Source organism: Rhizobium sp. BK212 (genome assembly GCF_014197475.1).
GTDB classification, from domain to species: domain Bacteria; phylum Pseudomonadota; class Alphaproteobacteria; order Rhizobiales; family Rhizobiaceae; genus Rhizobium; species Rhizobium anhuiense.
Genome location: NZ_JACIFS010000005.1, coordinates 166,922 through 191,950 on the forward strand (window position 1 = coordinate 166,922; position 25,029 = coordinate 191,950).

General features: G+C 61.8%; 15 protein-coding genes. 10 read left to right on the forward strand and 5 right to left on the reverse strand.

Going from position 1 to position 25,029, the window contains the following annotated elements; translation table 11 throughout:
• Positions 1 to 76 precede the first annotated feature (76 nt).
• From FHT79_RS18230 to FHT79_RS18250, 5 genes are all read left to right on the forward strand, one after another.
• The gene (locus FHT79_RS18230; RefSeq protein ID WP_047618862.1) at positions 77 to 1,150 is read left to right on the forward strand and encodes an efflux RND transporter periplasmic adaptor subunit; all 1,074 of its coding nucleotides are present in this window, start codon (positions 77 to 79) and stop codon (positions 1,148 to 1,150) included.
• On the forward strand, positions 1,147 to 2,232 hold the full coding sequence (locus FHT79_RS18235) for an efflux RND transporter periplasmic adaptor subunit (RefSeq protein ID WP_183903862.1): 1,086 nt from the start codon (positions 1,147 to 1,149) through the stop codon (positions 2,230 to 2,232). The genes FHT79_RS18230 and FHT79_RS18235 overlap by 4 nt, the downstream gene beginning before the upstream one ends.
• Complete coding sequence (locus FHT79_RS18240; RefSeq protein WP_183903863.1) at positions 2,229 to 5,300, forward strand: efflux RND transporter permease subunit; 3,072 nt, start codon at positions 2,229 to 2,231, stop codon at positions 5,298 to 5,300. Before FHT79_RS18235 ends, FHT79_RS18240 begins: the two co-directional genes overlap by 4 nt.
• A gap of 76 nt (positions 5,301 to 5,376) precedes the next feature.
• Positions 5,377 to 6,546 carry an alpha/beta fold hydrolase gene (locus tag FHT79_RS18245; protein WP_183903864.1) on the forward strand — a complete coding sequence of 390 codons (1,170 nt, stop codon included), beginning with the start codon at positions 5,377 to 5,379 and terminating at the stop codon, positions 6,544 to 6,546.
• Between the two features lie 150 nt (positions 6,547 to 6,696).
• Positions 6,697 to 8,148, forward strand: coding sequence for an NCS1 family nucleobase:cation symporter-1 (locus FHT79_RS18250; protein WP_029868242.1), 1,452 nt, complete (start codon positions 6,697 to 6,699; stop codon positions 8,146 to 8,148).
• A gap of 66 nt (positions 8,149 to 8,214) precedes the next feature.
• On the opposite strand, the gene FHT79_RS18255 is transcribed toward FHT79_RS18250, so the two are convergent.
• Entirely contained in the window at positions 8,215 to 10,098 is a 1,884-nt protein-coding gene (locus FHT79_RS18255) for a HAMP domain-containing methyl-accepting chemotaxis protein (protein ID WP_132575010.1), read from the reverse strand.
• Between the two features lie 201 nt (positions 10,099 to 10,299).
• Here FHT79_RS18255 and FHT79_RS18260 point away from each other — a divergent pair, with 201 nt between their 5' ends.
• Together FHT79_RS18260 and FHT79_RS18265 are read left to right on the forward strand one after the other, a co-directional pair.
• Positions 10,300 to 11,010 (forward strand): DUF4272 domain-containing protein, encoded by a 711-nt coding sequence (locus FHT79_RS18260; RefSeq protein WP_183903865.1) that lies wholly within the window; start codon positions 10,300 to 10,302, stop codon positions 11,008 to 11,010.
• A gap of 156 nt (positions 11,011 to 11,166) precedes the next feature.
• Positions 11,167 to 12,210 carry a magnesium and cobalt transport protein CorA gene (locus FHT79_RS18265; protein WP_183903975.1) on the forward strand — a complete coding sequence of 348 codons (1,044 nt, stop codon included), beginning with the start codon at positions 11,167 to 11,169 and terminating at the stop codon, positions 12,208 to 12,210.
• A gap of 55 nt (positions 12,211 to 12,265) precedes the next feature.
• Here FHT79_RS18265 and FHT79_RS18270 read toward each other — a convergent pair whose 3' ends face one another.
• The 3 genes from FHT79_RS18270 to FHT79_RS18280 all read right to left on the reverse strand — a co-directional run bounded on the left by FHT79_RS18270 (position 12,266) and on the right by FHT79_RS18280 (position 14,404).
• Positions 12,266 to 13,039 (reverse strand): aminoglycoside phosphotransferase family protein, encoded by a 774-nt coding sequence (locus FHT79_RS18270; RefSeq protein ID WP_183845427.1) that lies wholly within the window; start codon positions 13,037 to 13,039, stop codon positions 12,266 to 12,268.
• A gap of 21 nt (positions 13,040 to 13,060) precedes the next feature.
• On the reverse strand, positions 13,061 to 13,942 hold the full coding sequence (locus tag FHT79_RS18275; protein WP_183903866.1) for an MBL fold metallo-hydrolase: 882 nt from the start codon (positions 13,940 to 13,942) through the stop codon (positions 13,061 to 13,063).
• Positions 13,943 to 14,014: 72 nt separating this feature from the next.
• The gene (locus tag FHT79_RS18280) at positions 14,015 to 14,404 is read right to left on the reverse strand and encodes a hypothetical protein (RefSeq protein WP_183903976.1); all 390 of its coding nucleotides are present in this window, start codon (positions 14,402 to 14,404) and stop codon (positions 14,015 to 14,017) included.
• A 228-nt stretch (positions 14,405 to 14,632) separates the two neighbouring features.
• Between FHT79_RS18280 and FHT79_RS18285 the strand changes: the two genes are divergently transcribed.
• The 3 genes from FHT79_RS18285 to glgB are packed head-to-tail and all read left to right on the forward strand — an operon-like array spanning position 14,633 to position 23,346.
• Positions 14,633 to 17,857: an alpha-1,4-glucan--maltose-1-phosphate maltosyltransferase gene (locus FHT79_RS18285; RefSeq protein WP_183903867.1), complete on the forward strand. Its 3,225-nt coding sequence runs from the start codon at positions 14,633 to 14,635 to the stop codon at positions 17,855 to 17,857.
• Entirely contained in the window at positions 17,858 to 21,139 is a 3,282-nt protein-coding gene (gene treS, locus FHT79_RS18290; protein ID WP_183903868.1) for a maltose alpha-D-glucosyltransferase, read from the forward strand. It abuts the gene before it with no gap.
• The gene (gene glgB / locus FHT79_RS18295) at positions 21,136 to 23,346 is read left to right on the forward strand and encodes a 1,4-alpha-glucan branching protein GlgB (protein ID WP_183903869.1); all 2,211 of its coding nucleotides are present in this window, start codon (positions 21,136 to 21,138) and stop codon (positions 23,344 to 23,346) included. The genes treS and glgB overlap by 4 nt, the downstream gene beginning before the upstream one ends.
• A 39-nt stretch (positions 23,347 to 23,385) precedes the next feature.
• Here the strand turns inward: glgB and FHT79_RS18300 are convergent, their stop codons facing one another.
• Positions 23,386 to 25,014 carry a thiamine pyrophosphate-dependent enzyme gene (locus tag FHT79_RS18300; protein WP_047618886.1) on the reverse strand — a complete coding sequence of 543 codons (1,629 nt, stop codon included), beginning with the start codon at positions 25,012 to 25,014 and terminating at the stop codon, positions 23,386 to 23,388.
• Positions 25,015 to 25,029: the final 15 nt, after the last annotated feature.

Here is a 25,029-nt window from a genome sequence, read left to right on the forward strand (position 1 = left end):
CCTGCGGCACAAAGTTTCATTGACTAATGCGTCAGTCAATTATATAGCAGCTGCCGTTGAGAGCAAGAGGTCAACTATGAGAACCATTCTGGTCGCCACAGCGATCGTATGCGCCATCGGTCTCGGATCATGCAGCGATGCGGGCGGGCCGACTGAGTCCACCCCGCGGCAGGTCACCGTCGTCGTCGCCAAACCCGAGCCGCTGGTTGAGGGCGGTGCGATCACCGGGGAAGTTCGCGCACGTGTCCAGACCGATCTGTCCTTCCGTGTCAGCGGCAAGATCATCGAACGGCTGGTGGAAGTCGGACAGTCCGTAAAGGCGGGGCAGTTGCTGGCGCGGATCGATCCGGAAGAGCAGAAGGCCGAACTGGATGTGGCGGCTGCCAATCTTCAGTCGGCTGAAGCCCAGCAGACCCAGGCACAGCTCGCCTATGACCGGCAGCAGAGCCTGTTTCGAACGCAGGTGACGACGCGCGCGGCACTCGACCAGGCGCAGGAGGCGCTCCTGACCGCGCAGGCATCGACGAAGTCGGCGCAGGCGCTGTTGGAAACGGCCCAGGACACCTTGTCCTACACGGAGCTGAAGGCGGATGCCGACGGGATGATCACCGCCCGCAATGCCGAGGTCGGGCAGGTGGCGCAGGCCGCGCAGGTCGTCTTCACCCTTGCCCATGACGGCGACCGGGATGCCGTCTTCGAGGTTGTCGAAAGCGCGTTCCTGCGCCCGATCGACGGCGACGGAACCGTGACCCTTCTGTCGGACCCTTCACAGAAGATCGCGGCGAAGGTGCGCGAGATTTCGCCGACCATCGATTCCTCCACCGGAACCATCAAGGTCAAGGTTGCGATATCGAGCGACGCGCCCATTCCCCTCGGCGCTCCCGTCGTCGGGAGATTCAATTACGTCTCGCAGGACGTCATCCAGCTTCCCTGGTCCGCCATGACGTCCAAGGACGGCAAGCCGGCCGTCTGGATCGTCGATCCCGCATCCTCTGCGGTTTCGGCAAGGGCTGTGGATGTCGCCGGCTACGAGACCGGCAGCTTCATCGTTAAATCAGGCGTGTCGGCGGGTGACGTCGTGGTGACCGACGGGACCAAGTTCCTCAGGCCGGCTGAAATCGTGTCTTATGTCAAGGAAGCTTCCAAGTGAGTATTCGTCCCAAGATAGTCGCCCTGATGATGGGTACGGCCCTGATCTCCTCCTGCACGAAGCAGGAGGAAAGCAAGGAGGAGGCGCCCCGTCCCGTGCTGTCGATGACAGTCAAGCAGACGTCCGTTTCGAGCCTCAGCCTGACCGGCACGATCGAACCGACGATCGAGACCGAACTCGGCTTCCGGATTCTCGGGCGGATGATCGCCCGCAATGTCAATGTCGGGGATATCGTCAAGCGGGGCGACGTCGTCGCCGCCATCGATCCGCTGGCGCTGGAGCTTGCCGTGCGTAACGCACAGTCGGACGTCGAGAACAGCGACGCCCAGCTCAGAAACGCGGTGACCACGGAGCAGCGCCAGCGGGCGCTGGTGGAGTCGCGTTCCGGCACGGAAGCCTCGCTCGAAGAGGCCGAGCAGGCGAGACGGACGGCCGCGGCTGCCGTCGCCAAGGCGCAGGCCAACCTCGACAAGGCCAAGGAGCAGCTCGGCTACGCGCAGCTTCAGGCGGAATTCGATGGGGTGGTGACGGCGACCTCGGCCGAGGTTGGACAGGTCGTCTCGGCCGGCCAGACGGTCGTGACCATCGCCCGGCCGGACAGGCGCGACGCCGTGGTCGATGTGCCCCAGGCAGCCGCCCAGAAACTGAAAATCGGCGCGCCTTTCGAAGTGACGCTGCAGCTCGATCCGACCATCCGCACATCCGGGGTGGTGCGCGAGATCGCGCCGGAGGCGGAGACCGCCACCCGCACGAGCAGAACCAAGATCGCGCTCAGCGATCCGCCTGAAACTTTCAGGCTCGGCTCCGTCATTTCGGCCTCGGCAACCATTGCCGCCGATCCGCAGATCGTTCTGCCTTCCTCTGCCATCCTTGTCGGCAGCGACGGCCCGAGCGTCTGGATCGTCGACGCGCCGGCCAAAAAGGTATCGCTGCGCCGCGTGACGATCGACGGCGACGTCGAAGACGGCGGTACCGTCCGCGTCACCGAAGGGATCGCCGCTGGAGAACGGGTGGTCGTGGCAGGCGTGCATAAACTTGAAGATGGCCAGACCATCAGGATCGACCAGGAGATCAGCCAGTGAAGTCCTTCAACCTTTCCGACTGGGCGCTCGAACACCGTTCGCTCGTCTGGTACTTCATGATCGTCTTCATTCTCGCAGGCACCTTCTCTTATCTGAACCTCGGCCGAGAGGAAGACCCGAACTTCACGATCAAGACGATGGTGATCACCGCCCAGTGGCCCGGCGCCTCCGCCGAAGAGGTGACGCGGCAGGTGACCGACAGGATCGAGAAAAAGCTCCAGGAACTGGAATCGCTCGACTACACCAAGAGCGAGACCGTTGCCGGCCAGACGACCGTCTTCGTCGAACTGCTGCCGACGACCAAGGCCAGGGATGTCGCACCGACCTGGCTGCGCATCCGCAACATGATCGCCGACATCAAGGGCGATTTCCCGAGCGGGGTCGTCGGTCCCTTCTTCAACGATCGCTTCGGCGACGTGTTCGGCAACATCTATGCCTTCACGAGCGACGGACTGACCCAGCGGCAGCTTCGCGATCTCGTCGAAAATGCCCGCTCCGAGGTTCTGACCGTGCCCAACGTCGGCAAGGTCGATGTGATCGGCGCTCAGGACGAGGCGATCTATCTGGAATTCTCCACGCGCCAGATCGCAGCACTCGGCATCGACCAGCAGTCAGTCATCCAGACCCTGCAGGCGCAGAATGCCGTCACCCAGTCCGGCTTCGTCGATGCCGGGCCGGAGCGCATCGCCCTGCGGGTGAGCGGGCAGTTCACCTCCGAGGAAAGCCTTCGGGCGATCAACCTCAGGATCAACGACCGCTTCTTCCCGTTGACCGATGTCGCCACGATCAAACGCGGCTACGTCGATCCGCCCTCGTCGCTGTTCCGGTTCAAGGGCCAGCCCGCCATCGGGCTTGCCATCGGCATGAAGCAGGGCGCCAATCTCCTTGAATTCGGCGAGGCGCTGGACGCACAGATGAAGCGCGTCGTCGCCGATCTTCCGATCGGTGTGGACGTCCACCGCGTTTCCGACCAGCCTGCTGTCGTCGACGAAGCGGTGTCCGGCTTTACCCGCGCACTCTTCGAAGCAATCGTCATCGTGCTCGTCATCAGCTTCATCAGTCTCGGTCTTCGCGCCGGCATGGTGGTGGCGATCTCCATACCTCTCGTGCTCGCCATCACCTTCGTGGTGATGGAATATTCCGGCATTTCGCTTCAGCGTATCTCGCTCGGCGCGCTCATCATCGCGCTCGGACTGCTCGTTGACGACGCGATGATCGCCGTCGAGATGATGGTTGCCCGCCTGGAGGCGGGCGACGATCTCAGGAAAGCGGCCACCTACGTCTACACGTCGACCGCCTTTCCGATGCTGACGGGAACGCTCGTCACCGTCGCGGGCTTCATTCCGGTTGGTCTCAACAGCAGCGCCGCCGGCGAATTCACCTTCACGCTGTTCGTGGTCATCGCGGTGTCGCTGATCGTTTCCTGGGTGGTGGCGGTGTTGTTTACGCCGCTTCTCGGCGTCACGATCCTGCCGAAGACCATGAAGTCGCATCATGAGAAGAAGGGGCGCTTCGCCTCGATCTTCTCCTGGCTTCTGGGGCTGGCGATGCGCTGGCGCTGGGTCACCATCATCCTCACGGTCGGCGTCTTCGGCCTTTCGGTCGGCGGCATGGGGCTGGTGCAGCAGCAGTTCTTCCCGAACTCGGACAGAACCGAGCTCGTGATCGACTGGAATCTTCCCCACAACAGCTCGATCGCCGAGACCAACAGGCAGATGGCCAAGTTCGAAAAGGAGATGCTGGCCGACAATAAGGATATCGATCATTGGACGACCTATGTCGGCCAGGGTGCGCCGCGCTTCATCCTGTCTTTCGACGTGCAGACACCCGATGTCACCTTCGGACAGACGATCATCGTCACGAAGGGGCTCGACGTGCGCGACAAGGTGCGGGCGGAGCTGCAGGACTATCTGACAAAAACCTTCCCCGGCACCGACGCCTTCGTGAAGCTTCTCGACATCGGCCCGCCGGTGGGCAAGCCGGTTCAGTACCGGATCAGCGGCCCCGATATTCAAAAGGTTCGCGACATCTCGCAGCAATTTGCCGGCGTCGTCGGCTCGCATCCGCTGCTGTCGAACATGGTCCTGGACTGGAACGAGCCGTCCCGCGTGGTGAAGGTCGACGTGCTGCAGGACAAGGCGCGCCAGCTCGGCGTTTCCTCGGAGGATATTGCCACCGCCCTCAACGGCATCGTCGAAGGCTCGACGGCAACGCAGGTGCGCGACGATATCTATCTGGTCAACGTCATCGGGCGGGCCAGGGCATCCGAACGCGACTCCATCCAGACGCTGCAGAACCTGCAGCTTTCCACCTCCAACGGCAAGGTCGTGCCTCTTTCGGCCGTGGCGAACTTCCGCTACGAGCTCGAGCAGCCGACGATCTGGCGTCGTGACCGGCAACCCACCATCACGCTCAAGGCTGCCGTCATCGGTTCGACACAGCCGGCCACGATCGTCGAACAGTTGAAGCCGAAGGTCGAGGAGTTCCAGAAAAACCTTCCGGTGGGATACAAGGTGGAAGTGGGCGGTGCGGTCGAATCCAGCGCGGAAGCCCAGGGGCCGATCGCCGCGGTCGCTCCGCTGATGCTCTTTACGATGGCGACGATCCTGATGATCCAGCTGCAGAGCTTCAGCCGCCTTTTCCTGGTGTTCGCCGTCGCGCCGACGGCCCTGATCGGCGTGGTCGCAGCACTCTTGCTAAGCAACGCCCCCATGGGCTTCGTCGCGATCCTCGGCGTGCTGGCGCTGATCGGCATCCTGATCCGCAACTCGGTTATCCTGGTCGTGCAGATCGAGCATCTGCGCGCCGAAGGAATGGCGCCATGGAAGGCGGTCATCGAAGCCACCGAACACCGCATGCGGCCGATCATGCTGACGGCCGCGGCTGCCACCCTCGCGCTGATCCCGATCTCGCGCGAAATCTTCTGGGGGCCGATGGCCTACGCCATGATGGGCGGCATCGTCGTCGGCACCGCGCTCACCCTGCTGTTCCTGCCTGCGCTCTATGTCGCCTGGTTCCGGATCCCGCGGGATGAAGACCTTCAGGCCGATGCCGTTGCAGAAGCATGAGCACGCGTATAGCCGAATATCGCATGCGGCTGCCACGGCGGCCGCTGCATCTCCTGGCCTCCGAGGGGACCGCTCGATGACGGAACTGCGTTTGAGATGGCTTCCGAAGGGCGCTCCGGCGATGCTGGCCACGATCGGTCTGGCAATGCTTGCCGGTTGCGCCACGAGGCCGTCGCCAGAGGTCTTGAACCCGGTCCATCTGGCGGTTCATCGCGATGAAGCCGCTCATGCGGATGACGTCGCACCGGACCGCGTGAGCGTTCTTGCCGCGACCAACAGAACCCCCGACAGTGTGCGGGGCGGCTTCGGCAGTGCATGGGCTGACAATCTCACCTACGAGCAGTACGCATTTTCGGTCCCTTCCGGCAGGAAGAATACCGCCATCACTTACCCCAGCGCAAAACCGGATCCCGAACGCCAATTTGCGGTCGTCGAGCGCAAGCAGCTGCCGAAGGACGCCTTCGTGCACCAGGCGCTCGCCTCCGTGCAACCCGACGGCACCGTCGGCATCTTCGTGCATGGCTACAACTACAGCTACCAGGAGGCGCTCTATCGCACCGCCCAGATCGCCGCGGACGCCAACATTCCGGGTGCACCGATCCTGTTTTCCTGGCCCTCGGCTGCGGCCGTTGCCGGCTATGTCGCCGACCGGGATGCGGCGCTCTCCTCGCGGAGCGACCTCGACGCCCTCGTCAGATCGCTTTCGGCTTCCGGGAAGGTGAAACGCATCATTCTTTTCGGCCACAGCATGGGCGGGTTCCTGGTCATGGAAACGGTGCGTCAGCTCAAGCTGGAACATCGCGATGACGTCATCGCCAAGCTGGCGGTAATCCTGGCCGCCCCTGACATCGACGTCGATGTCTTCCGATCCCAGCTGAAGGATATCGGGCGCATGCCGCTCCCGATATCCCTTCTCGTCTCGAAGGACGACCGGGCGCTCGTGGCTTCGAGCTTCATTGCGGGGGAGCGGCCGCGCGTCGGGCGCCTCGATATCGACGATCCCGTCATCGAGGAGGCTGCCTTGAAGGAAAGGCTTCGGGTCATCGACATCACTTCGATCCAGGCCTCCGACGGGCTGGGGCATGACCGCTATGCATCGCTCGCCAAGTTCGGCGCGCAGCTCGCCTCCTTCGAAAGCGGGCGGCGTTCGACCGCCGGTGATGTTGGTGCCTATGTCTTCGATGCCGCCGGCGCCGCGGTGGCAAGTCCGTTTCGCCTGGCCGGACGTGTCGTCGGCGCGCAATGAATGGACTGAAGTAAGAGCCGGCGGCGATGGCTAATCCTCAGGCATCGCCAAGAGATGTGTACAATGTGACTATCAAATTGTCAGATGCCCAAATGAAGAGCAGACTTCCGCCTGTGGTCAAATTGACCTCGAGGATATGGGAGGGCATTCATGAGCGTACGAAATCCGTCTCCCTCGTTGTATAACGAGGATCTTGCACCCGCCGAGGAGCGCAAATGGGGTGCATTCAGCATCTTCAATGTCTGGACATCTGATGTCCACAGCCTGTGGGGCTATTATCTGGCGGCGAGCCTGTTCCTGCTGTGCGGCAGCTTCGTCAATTTCGTCATCGCCATCGGCATCGGATCCCTCGTCATCTTCTTTCTGATGAGTCTGGTCGGCAATGCCGGCGTGCGTACCGGCGTACCCTTTCCGGTTCTGGCGCGCGCCTCCTTCGGCACATTCGGGGCGAATGTTCCGGCACTGGTCCGCGCGGTGGTCGCCTGCTTCTGGTATGGGGCGCAAACCGCGGCCGCGTCCGGCGCTATCGTCGCCTTGCTGATCCGCAACGAAAGCCTGCTCGCCTTCCATCAGAACAGCCACCTGCTCGGCCACTCGACCCTCGAAGTCATCTGCTACGTCATCGTCTGGGGTTTGCAATTGCTGATCATCCAGCGGGGGATGGAAACGGTTCGCAAATTCCAGGATTGGGCCGGTCCCGCCGTCTGGATCATGATGCTGATCCTCGCAGTCTATCTGGTCGTCAAATCCGGCACCTTCTCTTTCGGTTCCGAAATCCCGCGCGAAGTGCTGATCGAGAAGACCAAGGATGCCGGCGTGCCGGGTGAACCCGGCTCGATCGCGGCGCTTGCCGCCGTGGCGGCCACCTGGATCACCTATTTCGCGGCGCTCTACCTGAACTTCTGCGATTTCTCGCGCTATGCCACGAGCGAAAAGGCGCTGCGGAAAGGCAACCTCTGGGGGCTGCCGATCAATCTCCTGGCGTTCTGCCTCGTCGCGGGTGTTACGACCACGGCCGCCTTCACAGTCTATGGCGAGGTCTTGCTACATCCCGAAATGATATCGGCGAAATTCGAGAGCTGGTTCCTGGCGCTGCTTGCGGCGCTGACATTTGCGATCGCAACGCTCGGCATCAACGTCGTCGCGAACTTCGTGTCGCCGGCCTTCGACTTCGCCAATGTCTTCCCGCGGCAGATCAACTTCAAACGCGGGGGATATATCGCCGCCCTGATCGCTCTCGTGCTTTACCCGTTTGCTCCCTGGGAGACGGGTGCGGCGCATTTCGTCAATTTCATCGGATCGACGATGGGGCCGATCTTCGGCATCATGATGGTGGACTATTACCTTATCCGGAAAAGCCAGCTGAATGTTGAGGCGCTCTACCATGAGAATGGCGAGTTCCGGTTCCAGAGCGGATGGCACGGCAGCGCCTTCATCGCATTTGCCGTGGGAGCGCTGTTCTCCTCGATCCTGCCGACCTTCACGTCCATCCTGCCGGACTGGTGGGGCACCTACGGCTGGTTCTTCGGCGTCGCCATCGGCGGGGCGATCTATTTCGTGTTGAGAATGGGCGCGCGCCGCAATCCCGCCTTCGCGTCATGACCGAATGAAAAGGCGCCCGGCAATTGCCGGGCGCCTTTCATATCCGATTTCCTGCCGCCATGTGTTTTAGCGGCGTGCGGCGACCGCATGCATGGTTGGACGGGCAGAGGGCTGCGCCATCGTTCTGGCCGTCGAGCGAAGGGCTGCGGACTGGCTGGAGGCCCCATCGTCGAGCCTGAACTGGGCGATGAGTTCGCGAAGCTTCTGGGCTTGCTGCGCCAGCGAATCGGATGCCGCCGTCGACTGTTGCACCATGGTCGCATTCTGTTGCGTCGTCTGGTCCATCCGGTTGACCGCAACATTGACTTCGCTCAGCCCGATGGACTGTTCCTTCGCAGAGGTGGCGATCGAATCCATATGGTGATTGATCTGGGTGATGAAGCCGCCAATGGTCTTCAGGGCCTGGCCGGTATCGCGCACCAGCTTGACGCCACTTTCCACTTCCTTCGAGGAGTTCTGGATCAGGCCCTTGATTTCCTTGGCAGCGCTTGCCGAGCGCTGGGCGAGTTCGCGCACTTCCTGGGCCACGACGGCAAAGCCCTTGCCGGCCTCGCCGGCTCTTGCCGCTTCGACGCCGGCATTGAGCGCCAGAAGGTTGGTCTGGAAGGCGATTTCGTCGATGACGCTGATGATGTTGGAAATCTGCTGCGACGAGGTCTCGATCCGCTCCATCGCCTCCTCGGCGTGGGAGACCACTTCCGCGGAGACCCCGGCACTGCGATTTGCCTCCGTGGCGACCGTACGCGTCTCCTCGGTTCGCTTGCTGGAGTTCGAGACGTTTGCCGTGATCTCTTCCAGCGCTGCCGCCGTCTCTTCGAGCGAGGCCGCCTGCTGCTCCGTACGCTTCGAAAGATCGCTCGCCCCTGAGGAGATTTCCCGCGTGCCCTCGTCGATCGTGCCGATGCTTTCGGAAATTGCTCTCAGCGTCGCGCCAAGCTGGTTGACGGACTGGTTGAAGTCATGGCGCAGCGCCTCGAAGTCGGGGGCGAAGGCCTCGTTGAGCTGGAAGGCGAGGTCGCCTGCGGCCAGTCGCTTCAAACCGGCGGCGAGACCCGAGGTGGCGATGCGCAGCCGCTCCGAGGCGTCGGCTTCCGCCTGCTGCTGAGCGGCAATGCGATCGCCTTCCGCCCTGTTGCGGCTTTCCTCGGCTTCCGTTTCCATGCGCTTGTTCGTGATCGCGGCCTGGCGGAAGATCTCCACCGCGCCCGCCATCGATCCGATTTCGTCGGCGCGGTCGGCAAACGGAATCTTCGAAGCGGTGTCTCCCTCGGCCAGCCGCCGCATCGCGTCGGTGATGCCGGTAATCGGGTTGGCGATGCCTGTCAGCACGAACGCGACGGCGCCGAGAACGAGCAGTCCTGCAACGCCGATTGTGGCAAGCAGGTAGAATTCTATGGAGTCGAAGGTTTCCTTGCTGAGTTCGGCAGCCTTGTTGCTGCCGCTGACGTCCAATTCGACCAGGGTCGTCGTGGCTTCCTTGAGCTTCTCCGAATAGGAGCGCATCTCCCCGCCCAGATATTGCCCGGCTTCTTCGGTCTTGTTGGCGCGGGAAAGGGCGAGCAACTGCGAGCTGCTGGCGATGTAGCCTCCAACGCTCTCTTTGATCGTCTTGATCAGGTCGCGCTCGTGCTCGGATGAAGCCAGCGAAAGATAGGCGTCCACCGATTTGCCGACGGTATCCTCGGCGACTTTGATGGCCTCTTCGCGGGTTTTCTTTTCCGCATCCGATTGCGCGATGATGTGATCACGATAGGCGAGACGCAAATTCGTCATGGCGAGATTGATCGCCTGCGAAGCCTGCACGCTCGGCAGCCAATGGGCAGCAATTTCTTCGGTGGAGCCGTTCGTCTTTCGAAGGCCGTCGACCGCGAGATAGGCGACAAGGCCGAAAAGAAGAGCTATGCCGCTGAAAATCAACAGCAAACTCGATTTTATGTTTGGACGACGCATTGAAAGTCCCCATCGAAGGTCCGGCCTCATACCGGCTTGGCTGAGAACTTTTGTATCGAAAAAAATTTAACGATTTGTTCCGGGATGTAAAAAAGCCGTTTACCAGTTTTCCGGAATATCGCCGCTGCCTTCGGTCTCGGGATCCCGCTCAGACTGGAAAATGGCTATCCATGCGTCGTCGGCGATGCTGGGAGCCAGATAATGATGAAGCGCATTTTTTCCGCCTTTCTCGCACTGATCCTGCCGGTGCAGGCAGCCGTTTCGCAGCCCGCTGACGAGGCGGGAGCGCGCAAAGCCCGGTCTATCGCCCAGCTTCGATCGGAAGGCGTTCCGACCATCGATCATCTGCCGACCATCGAGCCCGAAAACGAGAGCACCCGCCGCAATACCAAGGCTGTCGTTCAGCGCACGATCGCCCTTGCAATCGTTGCCGTCAAAGGCGAGACCGGCGACCACGCAATGGGTCAGGCTCTCATCCGCCAGTTTAACGCCGCAAGTTTTTTCACCCCGAAGGAACGGGCGTTCATGGACGATCCGGATCCTTCGGATCAGGAGCGGACGAATTTCGCCTGGCGGTACGAGGGTGTCCACGTCATGCTGTGGGCGCTCGGAATCTCGCCGGACCTCGAGCGACCCGACCATATTTGCGATGTGCCATTCATTGCGAACACGCTTCGCGAACTGGGGACGGAAAGGCTCATGCGGCGTGCCAGGCTGCGCCCGCAGAAAGAGCTGCTCGACGCCGCCGACCTTGTCTACCGCTACGATTGGGCCGCCGTGAACGCGCGGCTGAAGGGCGAAGAGCCACCCGCCGGATTGGATAAGGGCGTGGTTTACGAACGGCATTACGCCCTCAACTGGCTGACCGGTTACATGGATCAGGACTGGGACGATATATCCACGGACACATGACGCGGCCCGGGTCCGGTCACGAAAAGCGCCAAGTCAGGCCCCCACCGAGGCAGATGATGCATGTTTTACCAAATAGCATTATGATCGGCTGCGCGCCGGGCCGGCGGACGAGTTGGCCGCGGATATGTGATGCGTAGGGATGGGAGGGTGGCAGGATTGGAACAGCTGAAGGATCTGGACAGTATTCCCAAGCGGGGAGGGAGCGGTTCGACATCGCCGCCGTTTGAACGGCCCGGTGTCGTGGCTGCCGCCGTTTACCAGCATGGGCAACGCATTCGGGACATCAGGATCGAAGAGGCCGGCGAATGGCGAGGCCGGGAGAATGCCATCGTCTGGATCGGCCTGCACGAGCCGGATGAAGTGCTGCTGCACCAGGTTCAGGCCGAGTTCAATCTCCATCCGCTGGCGATCGAGGACGCAGCACAGCCCCACCAGCGCCCGAAACTGGAGATCTATGGGGACGCGATGTTCATCGTCGCCCGGACTGCGCATATGAAGGATGACGAAATCGTCTTCGGCGAAACGCATCTGTTCGTCGGTCGCGGCTATGTCGTCTCCGTTCGCCACGGGGACTCGTCCTCGTACCTTGCGGTGCGGCAACGATGCGAGGCCACGCCCACGGCGCTTGCCCACGGCGAGAATTACATTCTCTATTCCATCCTCGATTTCATCGTCGACAATTACATGCCGGTGATCGAGGTCGTGCAGGAGGAGGTTGAGAAGCTCGAGGATCTGGTGCTGCGCGAACAGCTGGCAAAATCCGACATCGAGCGGCTTTACCTGTTGCGGCGCAAGCTGCTGCGGCTGCGCAACGCCGTGGTGCCGCTGGTCGACGTCTGTCGGCGCTACGAGCATATCGATCTTCCCGGCATGGATCCGACGCTCCAGTCGCTGTTTCGCGATGTGACGGATCACGTGCGCCGGGTCCAGGAGGATATCGACGCGCTGCGCGAGGTCCTCGCTTTCGCCTTCGAGGCCAGCGTGATGATTGGCCAGACGGAGCAGACGGCGATTGCCCGCCAGCTCGCCGCCTGGGCGGCGATTCTCGCCGTCCCCACCGCAATCGCCGGCATCTACGGGATGAATTTCAGCGATATGCCGGAACTGAAATTCCAGTATGGCTATTTCGTCGTGCTAGCCGTCATCGCCTTCTTGTGTCTGTTCCTCTTCACTTTCTTCCGTCGGAGGAAATGGCTCTAGATACGTGAGCGCTGCGGACACGCGGCAGACGGGACGTCTGCATTGGCGAGGCGCGTCAGCACAGCGCCTTCAGCAGTCGATCCCGATGGCTCCCGATATAGTCGATATCGCTGAGATAAAGCCGGGCGTCTCCTGCATTCACGTCCTCGACGAATGTCTCATCTCCGGTTGAGGCGCTCGCCAGCATGAAATCGACGAGCGCCTGAAGGCGCCGGCAGATCGTTTCGGGGAGCTGGAGCCGTTCCTCCGCCGTCGCCCCATAGGCCATGCAGAAGATGTCCGCCCGCCGCAGTTGTTCGTCGAGGTCGAATGGCACATGCGGATTGGCGGGATCGGATAAGGGCGCCCAGCGATAAACCGAATAGGCCAGATCCCATACCCGCGGTGCGGGATGGGCGGCGTCGAAATCGATGATCCCGACAGCCTCATGCTCTGCCGTGGCGACATTATAGGGCGCATAATCTCCGTGGCATATGATCTCGCACGGCTCTTGCGGCGGCAGCATCCATGTCTGGACCTCGCGATCCCTCTGCAGAAACCCTTGAGATGCCGAATGAAAATCGCGCAGGAGCCGGGCTGCGGAAACCAGCATGCGCTCCGATCCGACAAACGGATCGTTCAGGTCTTCGCAGACACGCCCGGCGACATAGCTGACGACTTCCTGATTTTCGCCGGTTATCTCAATGGGATCAGGTGCTCTCGCAAAGCCGCTGCTCCTCAGATGGCGTAAAAACCGATGCACCGTCGGCGTCCATGCGCCCGATGGTCGGATGACGGTATCGCCGTCGCGCCAGATCTGCGCGGTTCGCCCGCCCTCCAATGGTTTCACTTCGCGATCTCCAAAGATATTCTAGGCGGATTTCAGTCTTTCGATATGGGCCTGAACCGTCGCGCCGAGGTTTGTCTCATGACAGCTCCGGTAGAACGTCACCGTGTCGGAAGGCATTCCGTCGGGGATGGGGACGAAGTCTTCCAGCCGCAGGCCGCTTGAGCTGCCGAGTTGCTGATCCGCCAGCCGGCTTTCGCTCAAACTGCCGACACGATCGGCCAGGGCCTGGAAATAGGCCAGGTTCTCATCGACTGCCGAAGGAGAGTACGTGTGGCCGTGCGCAGGGATGACCAGTCTGGCTTTGAGGTCGCGTATGCGCTCGAGCGAGGAACGGATCAGGCGAAGGTCGCCAGCAGCTCTGCTCCAGACTTCGGGAATGGGGTATTCCACCGCGTCGACGGCCAGGCAGGTGCGAAGTTCGGGAATCCATATGGCGATATGGTCGGGCGTATGTCCTGGCGTATGAATGAGCTCCAGCGTCAGATCGCCGCCGTTGAGGGTCATCGAGCCTGAGAAGGTAATATCGGGACCGATGAGGTCGACGTTCCGAAATCGCGATTCCTGGCTCGCCTTGTCGCTGAGGACTTCTCGTGTGGAAGGGTCGCGCAAACGGTCGAGCGCGGCGGCATGCGCGATAATCGGCGCGCGCCCGGCAATGGCGGCATTTCCCCAGAAATGATCCCAATCCATATGCGAATTGACGACGACCAGCGGACGAGCCTCGGCCCTTTCCTCGAGCAGATCCAGCGCCATCCGGCACAGCTCGGGCGTGCCGAGCGTATCGATCAGGACGTTGAATCTCTCGGTCCGGACGAACACGGCATCCACTTCGTCGCCGACCCGGACGATCACGATGCGCTCGTCGAGTCCGGGGTAGGAGCGCAATTCCACCGATGCATTCACGTCTGGTCGCCTCTGTTGCAATCGCAGTGATCTCATCCGGATATATCAAATCACGTTCGGACGCCTGCTCTTTCAGGGGGAGGCGGGATCTGTGGCGGCTTTCGTCTGATTTGGTTCCTGCTTCACGGGGACGTGTACGTCCCAGCGTTTCATCACAGAGTTCGGCACGGTGACCGTGCATATCGCCATGACGCTCGGCTTCGAGCGGCCAAGACTCTTCGGCGTCCACTGTGTTTCCAGTGGGACCGCACATCGGGGAACCAGCGTCTTCAGATTGGGCTCCAGCACTTCCCATTGCTGATCCCCCCTGGCGTTCTCGTGCGAAATGAAGCGCCTGGCCTCCTCGCGGATTTCGAACAGGCCATGCGTGTGCTCCGTGGAGTGATCGGTCTCGATGCTCCAGGAAGCCAGACCCAAGGCGCAAGCCGACAGGGCTGCGCCAAGTTGTATCGATCGAAGCAATGGTACGTCGTCAGCAGCCAAATGGGTCACCCTCCCGGGAGGCAGAAGACTACCCAAAAACGGCACGAACCTTCAAGGCTTCGCCGCAGTGCGAGCGCCTTGGAACGCGCCCCATCGATCCCGCGCCAACGCGGCCGACGGTATCTGGCGCATCGCGAATTGCCAGTTTTAGTGGAACAACCGCCGCCAAAAAAAGTTTGCCTCTAAACCAACTCGAGGCGGCGGACGATGTTATTCTCTGCGAACCAGGGTGTGTTGAGCACCCCACCCCGGATTTATTATGTCAATCCACTCCTTCTTCAGGGTGTCGATGCGTGGCGCGAGGTTTTCGACCATGCGGCGGAGATGGGCTTCGACCGTGTGCTGACCGCACCTCTCTTCGACCGGGGCGGGGAGCGCAGCGTCTTCGCCTCCCAAGATCTGGATTGCCTCGATCCTCAACTGTCGCTCGGACGCGAGGTCGAGGATGGAGTGGGGCTTCTGGCGGAGGCTGCCCGCAAGAGCGGTGTCGCCTTGATGATGGACTTGATGCTCGACGGCAAAGTCCGGGCTTCCCAAGCGGACTTTCATCCCGTCGACCCCAGGCGCTCGCCATTAGACCCCGAGAACCCGATATCCGCGATGGGCGCAGAGCGCCAATCGCAGCTGTTGGCGGAATGGACTGAACGGCTGCGGTTGCTGACCGAGCTCGGCCTCGCCGGTTACCGGACGCTCGGGATTGATCGCGTCGCGCCGGCGATTTTCAGATCGCTGATTTCGGCAATCCAGGAGAAGGCGGACGCGCAATTTCTCGCCTGGACGCCCGGTACTGATTTTGGCGTGAGGCACGCGGTCAGGGATACAGGCTTCGATGGATGTTTTTCATCGATGGCCTGGTGGGATCTCGACGAGAGATGGTTCATCGAAGAATACCGCGTCCAGGCACCGCTCGGCTGGCAGATCGCTTTTCCGGAGCCGCCATTCGCCCGGCGGATCGCGCACGGAACCGAGAGCCGCGAAGTCCTCGAACGGCGCGCGGTCAGGGCGCTGCGTCTTGCTGCCTCGCTCGGCGGCGGCCTGATGGTTCCGATGGGCTTCGAATATGGTGCAACCACGCCACTCGATCCGACCCATGGGAATGGAGCCGGCTTGCGAGGGATGCGCCATGACCTCACTTTTGATCTTTCCTCCGAAATTCGCCTTGCAAACGATGAGATCGGCAAGAACCCTCATGCGCGTGCCGCATCGCTGCGGCTGATCCGCAACGCCAATGGCCCGGTCTCGGCACTTCTGCAGTCCGAGGCGGAAGACCTGCGCAGCGCCGAGAATGTACGCTTCATCCTGCTCAATAGGGATCTTCGGAAGAGCGCACCCGCGCCGGTGACGGCCCTTCGCGAAGCGGCTTCCGGTTTTCTTCCCGTCGCGACCGACGGCGCGCCGCTGCGGCTGCGGGCAGGGGAGGCCCGGGTGGTTGAATGTAAGGCGCCGTCGCCGATCACATCCCAGCCGATCCTCGAGATCGAGCAGGCGGTCGCGTCGGCGCGGCTCGCCATCGAAAACATCATGCCGAGGGTCGACGACGGGCGCTTTCCCGTCAAGCGGGTGGTCGGCGACATCGTGGCCGTCGAGGCGGATATAATTGCCGACGGCCACGACCCGCTCGTCGCAGTCCTGCTCTGGCGGCCGGTCGATGCTGCGGACTGGAACGAGACGGAGATGCAACTGGTCGAAAACGACCGCTGGCGCGCCGAATTCCTGCTGGAGCGCACCGGACGCTACGAATTTGCCATCGAGGCATGGAAAAACCCGTTTGCGATCTTTCGTTACGAACTGACGAAGAAGAACGATGCCAGGCTGGACCTGAAGCTCGAACTGCAGGAGGGCCTGAACCTCGTCCGCTCGGCTGAGACGCATGCGGGTGCTGCGCTCCGCACCGAATTGCAGGCCCTCGCCGACAGTCTCGAAAGGGCGTCCGATGTCGAGCGCACGGCGATCCTGCTCGATGCCGGGACATCCGGATTGATGGACAGGGCGGACAGCCGGCCGTTTCGGCTTCGCTCAGAGGCAAGCACCGTCGATGCCGAACGGAAGGCGGCCGCCTTTGCCAGCTGGTATCAGATCTTCCCGCGCTCGCAGAGCGGCGATCCGGACCGGCACGGCACTTTCGACGACGTCATCCCCAGATTGCCCGCCATCCGCGATATGGGCTTCGACGTGCTCTATTTCCCGCCGATTCATCCGATCGGTTCGACCAACCGGAAAGGCCGTAACAACAGTTTGAAAGCCGCGCCGGGCGATCCCGGAAGCCCCTATGCCATCGGCTCGGAGGACGGCGGCCACGATGCCATCCATCCCGAGCTCGGCGAGTTCGAGGATTTCCGCCGGCTGGTCGAGGCGGCAAGCCGGCATGGTCTGGAGATCGCTCTCGACCTCGCGATCCAGGCGTCGCCGGATCACCCCTGGCTGAAGGAGCACCCCGGCTGGTTCGACTGGCGTCCCGACGGCACGATCAAATATGCCGAAAACCCGCCGAAGAAATACGAGGATATCGTCAACGTCGATTTCTACACGAAAGACGCGCTGCCTTCGTTATGGGTGGAGCTCAGGGATGTCGTCCAGCTTTGGGTGGATCAGGGCGTCAAGCTGTTTCGCGTCGACAATCCGCACACCAAACCCTTTCCGTTCTGGGAATGGCTGATCGGCGATATCAGGGCGCGTCACCCCGATGTCGTCTTCCTGTCGGAGGCCTTCACCAAGCCGAAGGTCATGTACCGGCTGGCAAAGATCGGCTTCTCCCAGTCCTACACCTACTTCACCTGGCGCAATGCCAAATGGGAGCTCGAGCAATATATGCGAGAGCTGACCGAGACGCCGGCGAAGGAGTTCTTCCGCCCGCATTTCTTCGTCAACACCCATGATATCAATCCGGATTTCCTGCAGAATGCGCCACGTCCGGCCTTCCTGATCCGCGCAGCCCTTGCCGCCACCCTGTCGGGTTTGTGGGGCGTCTATAACGGTTTCGAACTTTGCGAGGGGCGTCCTGACGCTAAACGCAAGGAATATGCCGACAGCGAGAAGTACGAGATCCGTGCCTGGGACTATGACCGGCCGGGCAATATCATTGCCGAAATCAGGACGCTCAACCGCATCCGGACCGAAAACACCGCGCTGCATTCGCATCTCGGGCTGACGCTGCTGAATGCGCGAAATGACAATATCCTGTTTTTCGAGAAGGCAAGCCGTGCCCGCGACAATGTCCTGCTGATCGCCATCAGCCTCGACCCCTACAATTTCCAGCAAAGCGACGTCGAACTGCCGCTCTGGCACTGGTCGCTCGGAGACGGCGGCACGCTGGATGCCGAAGATCTGATCGTCGGGCATCGTTTCAAGTGGACCGGCAAATGGCAGAGCCTCGGGTTCAACCCCGAGGTCCTGCCCTATGCGATCTGGCGTATTCGCTCAAGGGAGGCATGAATGGACGCGATGAATGCCGATGGCTCGCACCAGCCGCTGTGGTACAAGGATGCGATCATCTACCAGCTGCACATCAAGTCGTTCTACGACGCCAATGGCGACGGGGTCGGCGATTTTGCCGGCCTGCACCAGAAGCTCGATCACATCGCGGCCCTCGGCGTCAACGCCATCTGGCTGCTGCCGTTCTTTCCCTCTCCGCGCCGCGACGACGGCTATGACATTGCCGATTATGGCAATGTCAGCTCCGATTACGGGACGGTGGAGGATTTCCGCGCCTTCGTCGATGCTGCTCACCAGCGCAATATCCGCGTCATCATCGAGCTCGTCATCAACCACACCTCCGATCAGCATCCTTGGTTCCAGCGCGCCCGCCAGGCGCCAGCGGGATCACCGGAGCGCGACTTCTACGTTTGGTCGGATACCGATCAGAAATTTCCGGAAACGCGGATTATTTTCATCGACACGGAAAAATCCAACTGGACATGGGACGCCGTTGCCGGCGCCTATTACTGGCACCGCTTCTATTCCCATCAACCCGACCTGAATTTCGACAGCCCCCTCGTCATGGAGGAATTGCTGAGGGTGATGCGCTTCTGGCTGGAAACCGGCATAGACGGATTTCGTCTCGACGCGATCCCCTACCTCGTCGAGCGCGAGGGAACGATCAACGAAAACTTGCCGGAAACCCATGCAATCCTCAGACGCATTCGCGCCGCTCTCGACGCCACCCATCCCGGCGTGATGCTGCTTGCCGAGGCCAATCAGTGGCCGGAGGACACGCGCGAATATTTCGGGGACGGCGACGAATGCCACATGGCCTTCCACTTCCCGCTGATGCCACGGATGTATATGGCGATCGCCAAGGAGGACCGGTTCCCGATCACCGACATCCTGCGTCAGACGCCGGAGATTCCCGACAACTGCCAATGGGCGATCTTCCTTCGCAACCACGACGAGTTGACGCTCGAAATGGTGACCGACGCCGAGCGGGACTATCTTTGGGAGACCTATGCATCCGACAAGCGCGCCCGCATCAATCTCGGCATAAGGCGGCGCCTAGCGCCGCTGATGGAACGCGACCGCCGGCGGATCGAACTGATGAACGCGTTGCTTCTGTCGATGCCGGGAACGCCGGTGATCTATTATGGCGACGAGATCGGCATGGGGGACAATATCTATCTCGGCGACCGGGATGGGGTGAGGACGCCGATGCAATGGTCTCCGGACCGCAATGGCGGCTTCTCCAGGGTAGACCCGGCGCGTCTCGTCCTGCCGCCGGTCGCCGATCCGCTCTACGGTTTCGAGGCCGTCAACGTCGAGGCGCAGAGCACGGACGCGCATTCGCTGCTGAACTGGACGCGTAAAATGCTGGCGCTGCGCGGCAGGCATCCGGCTTTCGGACGTGGTTCGCTGCGGTTCCTCTCACCGGAGAACCGCAAGATCCTTGCCTATCTCCGGGAATATGAAGACGAGACCCTGCTTTGCGTCGCAAACCTCTCGCGGCTGCCCCAGGCCGTCGAACTCGACCTGTCGAGCTTCGAGGGCCGCGTGCCCATCGAATTGACCGGCATGTCACCCTTCCCGCCGATCGGTCAACTGACCTATCTGCTGACACTGCCGCCCTACGGCTTCTTCTGGTTCCAATTGGAGGCCGATGCCGACCCGCCGGCATGGCGCACCGCGCCGCCGGAGCAGCTTCCAGATCTGGTGACGATGGTCATCCGCCGCGGCCTGCTCGATCTTGTCGATGAACCCAAGCTTGCGCGCGCCCTCAGCACTGAAATCCTGCCTGCCTATCTCGCGAAACGGCGGTGGTTCGGGGCGAAGGACCAGGCGCTTCAGGCAGCACGTCTGATCTCCGCAACCCCGATCCCGTTCGCCGACGGTATCGTCCTCGGTGAATTGGAAGCCGTGCTGCCGAACCATAGCGAATCCTATCAACTGCCGCTGGCGGTCGCCTGGGACGATGCGCAACCCTCCGCGCTGACCCAGCAACTGGCGCTCGGACGGATTCGCCAGGGCAGGCGCGTCGGCTTCCTGACGGATGGATTTGCCGTGGAGGCGATGGCGCGCGGCATCCTGCGCGGACTTCGCGACCGCTCGCGCATCACCGGCCGCACCGGCACCCTCGAATTTCTCGGCACGGAGCGGCTCGATCGCCTTGAAGTCACTGACGACCTTGCGGTCCATTGGCTTTCGGCCGAGCAGTCCAACAGTTCGCTGATCGTCGGCGACCTCGCGATGATCAAGCTGATCAGGCACATCTTTCCGGGTATCCATCCGGAGGTCGAGATGACGCGCTATCTCACCCGCGCCGGCTATGACCACACGGCGCCCCTGCTCGGCGAGGTCGCGCACACCGATTCCAGCGGACGCCGTTCGACCTTGATCATCGTCCAGGGCGCGATCCGCAATCAAGGCGACGCCTGGAACTGGATGTTGAACAATCTGCGCCGTGGGGCAGACGAACTCGTGCTGAACGACCCGGCCGTCCAGCCCGGCGACGACGTCTTCCGGTCGCTGATCAGTTTCGTCGCGATGGTCGGCCTCCGGCTCGGCGAACTGCATGTTGTACTCGCCGGGGAGACCGATGACGAAGCCTTCAGTCCGGTGGTCGCAGGCGACAGCGAGCTCGAGGCGATGAAGAACGCCGTTGCCGGCGAGGTTGCCTATGCCCTGTCGAAACTTGCTGAACGCGAGGAGAATGCCGATCCGGCGATCGACCTGCTCGCAGCACCGCTTCTCAAGCGCCGTTCCGAACTCGCCGAGCTCGCCGCGACGCTGGCGGCGAGCGCCCGGCATACGCTGATGACGCGCACGCATGGCGATTTCCATCTTGGCCAGATCCTCGTCAGCGAGGGCGACGCCGTCATCATCGACTTCGAGGGGGAACCCGCGAAAAACCTGACCGAGCGCCGCGCCAAGACCAACCCGCTGCGCGATGTCGCCGGGCTTTTGAGATCGCTGAGCTATCTCGTGGCCACCGCCCAACTCGATAACGACGCAGTCATCGAACACGAGAACGAAGTCCGGCGCGAGGCGATCGCCCGCTTCGGGCGCCATGCCGAGGAGGCTTTTCTCGATGCCTATTCGCAGGCGGTCTCCGTATCGAAGGAGCTTGATATGCCAGCCAATCAAAGACGGAGGGTTCTCGATGCCTTTCTTCTCGAAAAGGCCGCCTACGAGATCGCCTATGAAGCCCGCAACAGGCCGAAATGGCTTCCGATCCCATTATCCGGCTTTACCGAAATCGTATCCCGTCTGGCGGGGGTGAAGGCATGAATGTCGAACGTTCGGAACTTCTCTCAGGCATCGGACAGGATGCGTTATGGGCCCTGATCGAGGGACGTCATGGCGATCCGTTTTCGATCCTCGGTCCCCACGAAAGCGGTGGCATGACGATCGTGCGGGTCTACCTGCCCGGCGCCGAAGCGGTCGATCTCATCGAGGCGGCGAGCGGTCGGGTGGTGACGCCTTTCAGCATCGCCCATCCGTCCGGCCTGTTTGCGGCAGTGGCCGCGTCGAGGACGGGATATCGGCTGCGGATCACCTGGCCGGATGCCGTCCAGATCACCGAGGATCCATACAGTTTCGGCCTGCTGCTGGGAGAACTCGACCTCCATTTGATATCGGAAGGCACCCACTACAGCCTGAGCCGGACGCTCGGCGCTATGGCGATGTCGATCGACGGCATATCAGGGGTCCGCTTTGCCGTGTGGGCTCCGAATGCGCGCCGTGTCTCGGTCGTCGGCGACTTCAATGCCTGGGACGGGCGGCGAAACCCGATGCGGCTGAGACCGTCGGCGGGCGTCTGGGAACTGTTCGTTCCGCGCCTCGCCCCCGGCGAAAGATACAAGTTCGAGATCGTCGACGCGCAGGGGACCTGCCTGCCGCAGAAGGCCGATCCGGTGGCAAGGGCGAGCGAGGCCGCCCCGTCGACCGCATCCATCGTCGCATCGTCGACGCCGTTTCGATGGGGCGATGACGGCTGGATGAAGGGCCGATCCCTGCAAGACAGACTGGAGGGCGCATTCTCCGTCTACGAGGTGCACGCCGGCTCCTGGCTTCGCGATCAAAAGGATGGCAACAGGTCACTCGACTGGGTCGAGCTCAGCCAGCGGCTCGTTCCCTATGCCCGCGACATGGGTTTTACCCATATCGAGCTCCTCCCGATCATGGAGCATCCCTTCGGCGGCTCCTGGGGTTATCAGCCGCTCGGCCTGTTTGCGCCCACCGGCCGATACGGAACGCCTGAGGATCTCGCCTATTTCGTCGACCGGTGCCATGGCGCCGGGCTCGGCGTCATCCTCGACTGGGTGCCGGCCCATTTTCCCACAGACGTCTGGGGGCTTGCTCGCTTCGACGGCAGCGCGCTCTACGAGCACGAAGATCCGCGCGAAGGCTTTCACCGCGACTGGAACACGCTGATCTACAATCTCGGCCGCAACGAGGTGAAAGGGTTCCTGATCGCCAGCGCGCTCGAATGGCTCGAGCGTTACCACATCGACGGTTTGCGGGTGGATGCCGTTGCCTCGATGCTTTACCGCGACTACAGCCGCAACGAGGGTGAGTGGATTCCCAACCAATATGGCGGTCGCGAAAACCTGGAAGCGGTCGAATTCTTCAAGCACCTGAATAGCATCATCCACGAGCGCTGCCCGCACGCGATGATGATCGCCGAGGAATCGACGGCCTGGCCCGGAGTGACGAAACCGCCGGAGCAGGGAGGACTCGGATTCGACATTAAATGGAACATGGGCTGGATGCATGACAGCCTGAGCTACATCGAGAAAGATCCGGTCTACCGGAGCTATCACCACGGTACGATGACTTTCGGGATGATCTATGCCTATTCCGAGCGCTTCATGCTGCCGATTTCCCATGACGAGGTCGTCTACGGAAAGGGCTCGCTGCTGACCAAGATGCCGGGCAACGAATGGCAGAAATTCGCCAATCTGCGCAGCTATCTTGCCTTCATGTGGGGCCATCCCGGCAAAAAGCTTCTGTTCATGGGCAGCGAAATCGCCCAGCCGGGCGAGTGGAACCATGACGGTTCGGTGACCTGGGATGTGTTGGACCGGCCCCAGCATGTCGGGATCCAGCGGCTGGTGCGGGATCTGAACAGCCTTTACGGGCAAGAGCCGGCATTGCAGTTCGGCGACTTTCACCCGGAGGGCTTCGAATGGGCGGCAGCCGACGACGCCGTCAATTCCGTTCTCGGGATGCTCCGTTACGCGCCCGCCCGCGCTTCGTCGTTCCTGGTCGTGTCGAATTTCACGCCGGTGCCGCGTTACGGTTACAGGATCGGTGTGCCGAGCGACGGTGTGTGGATCGAACGGATAACGACCGACGCACGGGAATATGGCGGCTCGGGTCTGGTCAATGGCGCGGTGTCGACTGAACCCGTGGCGGCCCACGGCAGGGCCGCCTCCCTGTCGCTGACGCTGCCGCCGCTGTCGACGATCTTTCTGCAAGGGCCGTCGCCTTGACGAGGTCTCAGTCCCTTGCGGCTTCGCGGTCGTCTGGCATCATTCGGCATGCGGAGCCGCATGAATGAAAGGCCAGGGGCTCGCCTCGGATCCCTTCTCGACCGGAACCTCGATGAGAACGGGTTCGTCGAGTGATAGGGCTTTCTCGATCGCGTCTTTCAATGCGCCGGGGCTCGTCACCCTGAACGCGCGAATGCCGAAGCTCTCGCCAAGGGCGACGAAATCCGGATTGGTGAGGTCTGAGCCAAGATAGCGGCCCTTATACGCCTGCTTCTGGTCGCGCAGCACGTTGCCAAAGGCAGAATTGTTGAAGACGACAGCGATGACATTGATCTTGTGCTGGACGGCTGTGGCAAGTTCCTGAACGCCGAACAGGAAGCCGCCATCGCCGGAAATGGAAATAACGGCTTTGTCGGGATGAGCGACCTTGACGCCCAAGGCCGTGTTGAAGCCGAAACCCAGATTGTCCTGATAACCGCATGTGACGTATTGGCGAGGGCCATAGACCGGGAATGCAAATCGGGCGGTAAAGCCCATCTGGCAGATTTCCTCGACGAAGAAGCCGTCCCTTGGCAGAGCTTCGCGGATGGCATCGAGATAGGCGAGCTGCGGCTGCACTGCCGAGAAGCGAGACCTGGCCTCTGCGTTGAGTTCGGCAAATTCGCGTGTGCGATCCTCGCGGCTGGAACCTGCCACGGCATCGAGCAGAGCCTGTGCTCCCGCCTTGGCATCCGAGACGATGCCGACATCGGGCTTGAGGCGGACCATTTCGGTCGGATCGATATCGATGCGGATGACCTTGAGACCTTTGGGCAGCCACTTCCATCGCATGAACTGCAATTCGAGCCGGCTGCCGATGCCGATCAGGACGTCCACCTTCTTCCAGTATTCGTAGGCGGCGACGAAATTCAGATAGTTCGGATGGTCGTCGGCGACGATGCCCTTGCCGGAGCGATGGGCGGTGACGGGGGCCTGCAGCAGTTCTGCAAGTGCTGCGATCTCGGCGCCGGCATCTGCCGCACCGCCGCCGACCATGATCATCGGGTTCTTGGCACCTGAAATCAGTGCCGCTGCGGCGGCGATCGCATCGGGGTTCACGACCGGAGAAAGCGCTCTCGAACCGACGGGAAGGTCGATTTCAGGGCCCGATTGTCCAAACACGTCCCATGGCGCTTCGACCGCTCCCGGACCTTGGCGGCCCGAGAGCATTTTACTGACGACCCCGGCCATGACAGGACCGGTTTCGGACTGGTGATTGATGCGTTCCGCCGTCTTGGTGATTCCGCGCATCGTGGCGAGCTGATCCGGCAATTCGTGCAACTGCCCTCTGCCTTGGCCGATCAAATGGGACATGATGTTGCCGGTAATGCAAAGCACTGGCGCGTTGGCGCCATAAGCGGTGCAGAGAGCTGCGCCGGAATTGAGGACGCCCGGCCCAGGCACGACGGTATAGGCGCCGATCCGGCCGGTGGACTTGGCATAGCCGTAAGCCATATAGCCGGCGCCCTGCTCGTGCCGGGTGTGAATGAACCGAACCTTATCGCCGGCGCCGTAAAGGGCATCGTTGAAATCATACATGTGGGCGCCGGGGATGCCGAAGACCGTGTCGATCCCATGGGCGACGAGGGAACGGGTCATCGCCTGACCGGTCGTTTCTTTCCTGCTCATCTGAAGACTCCAATG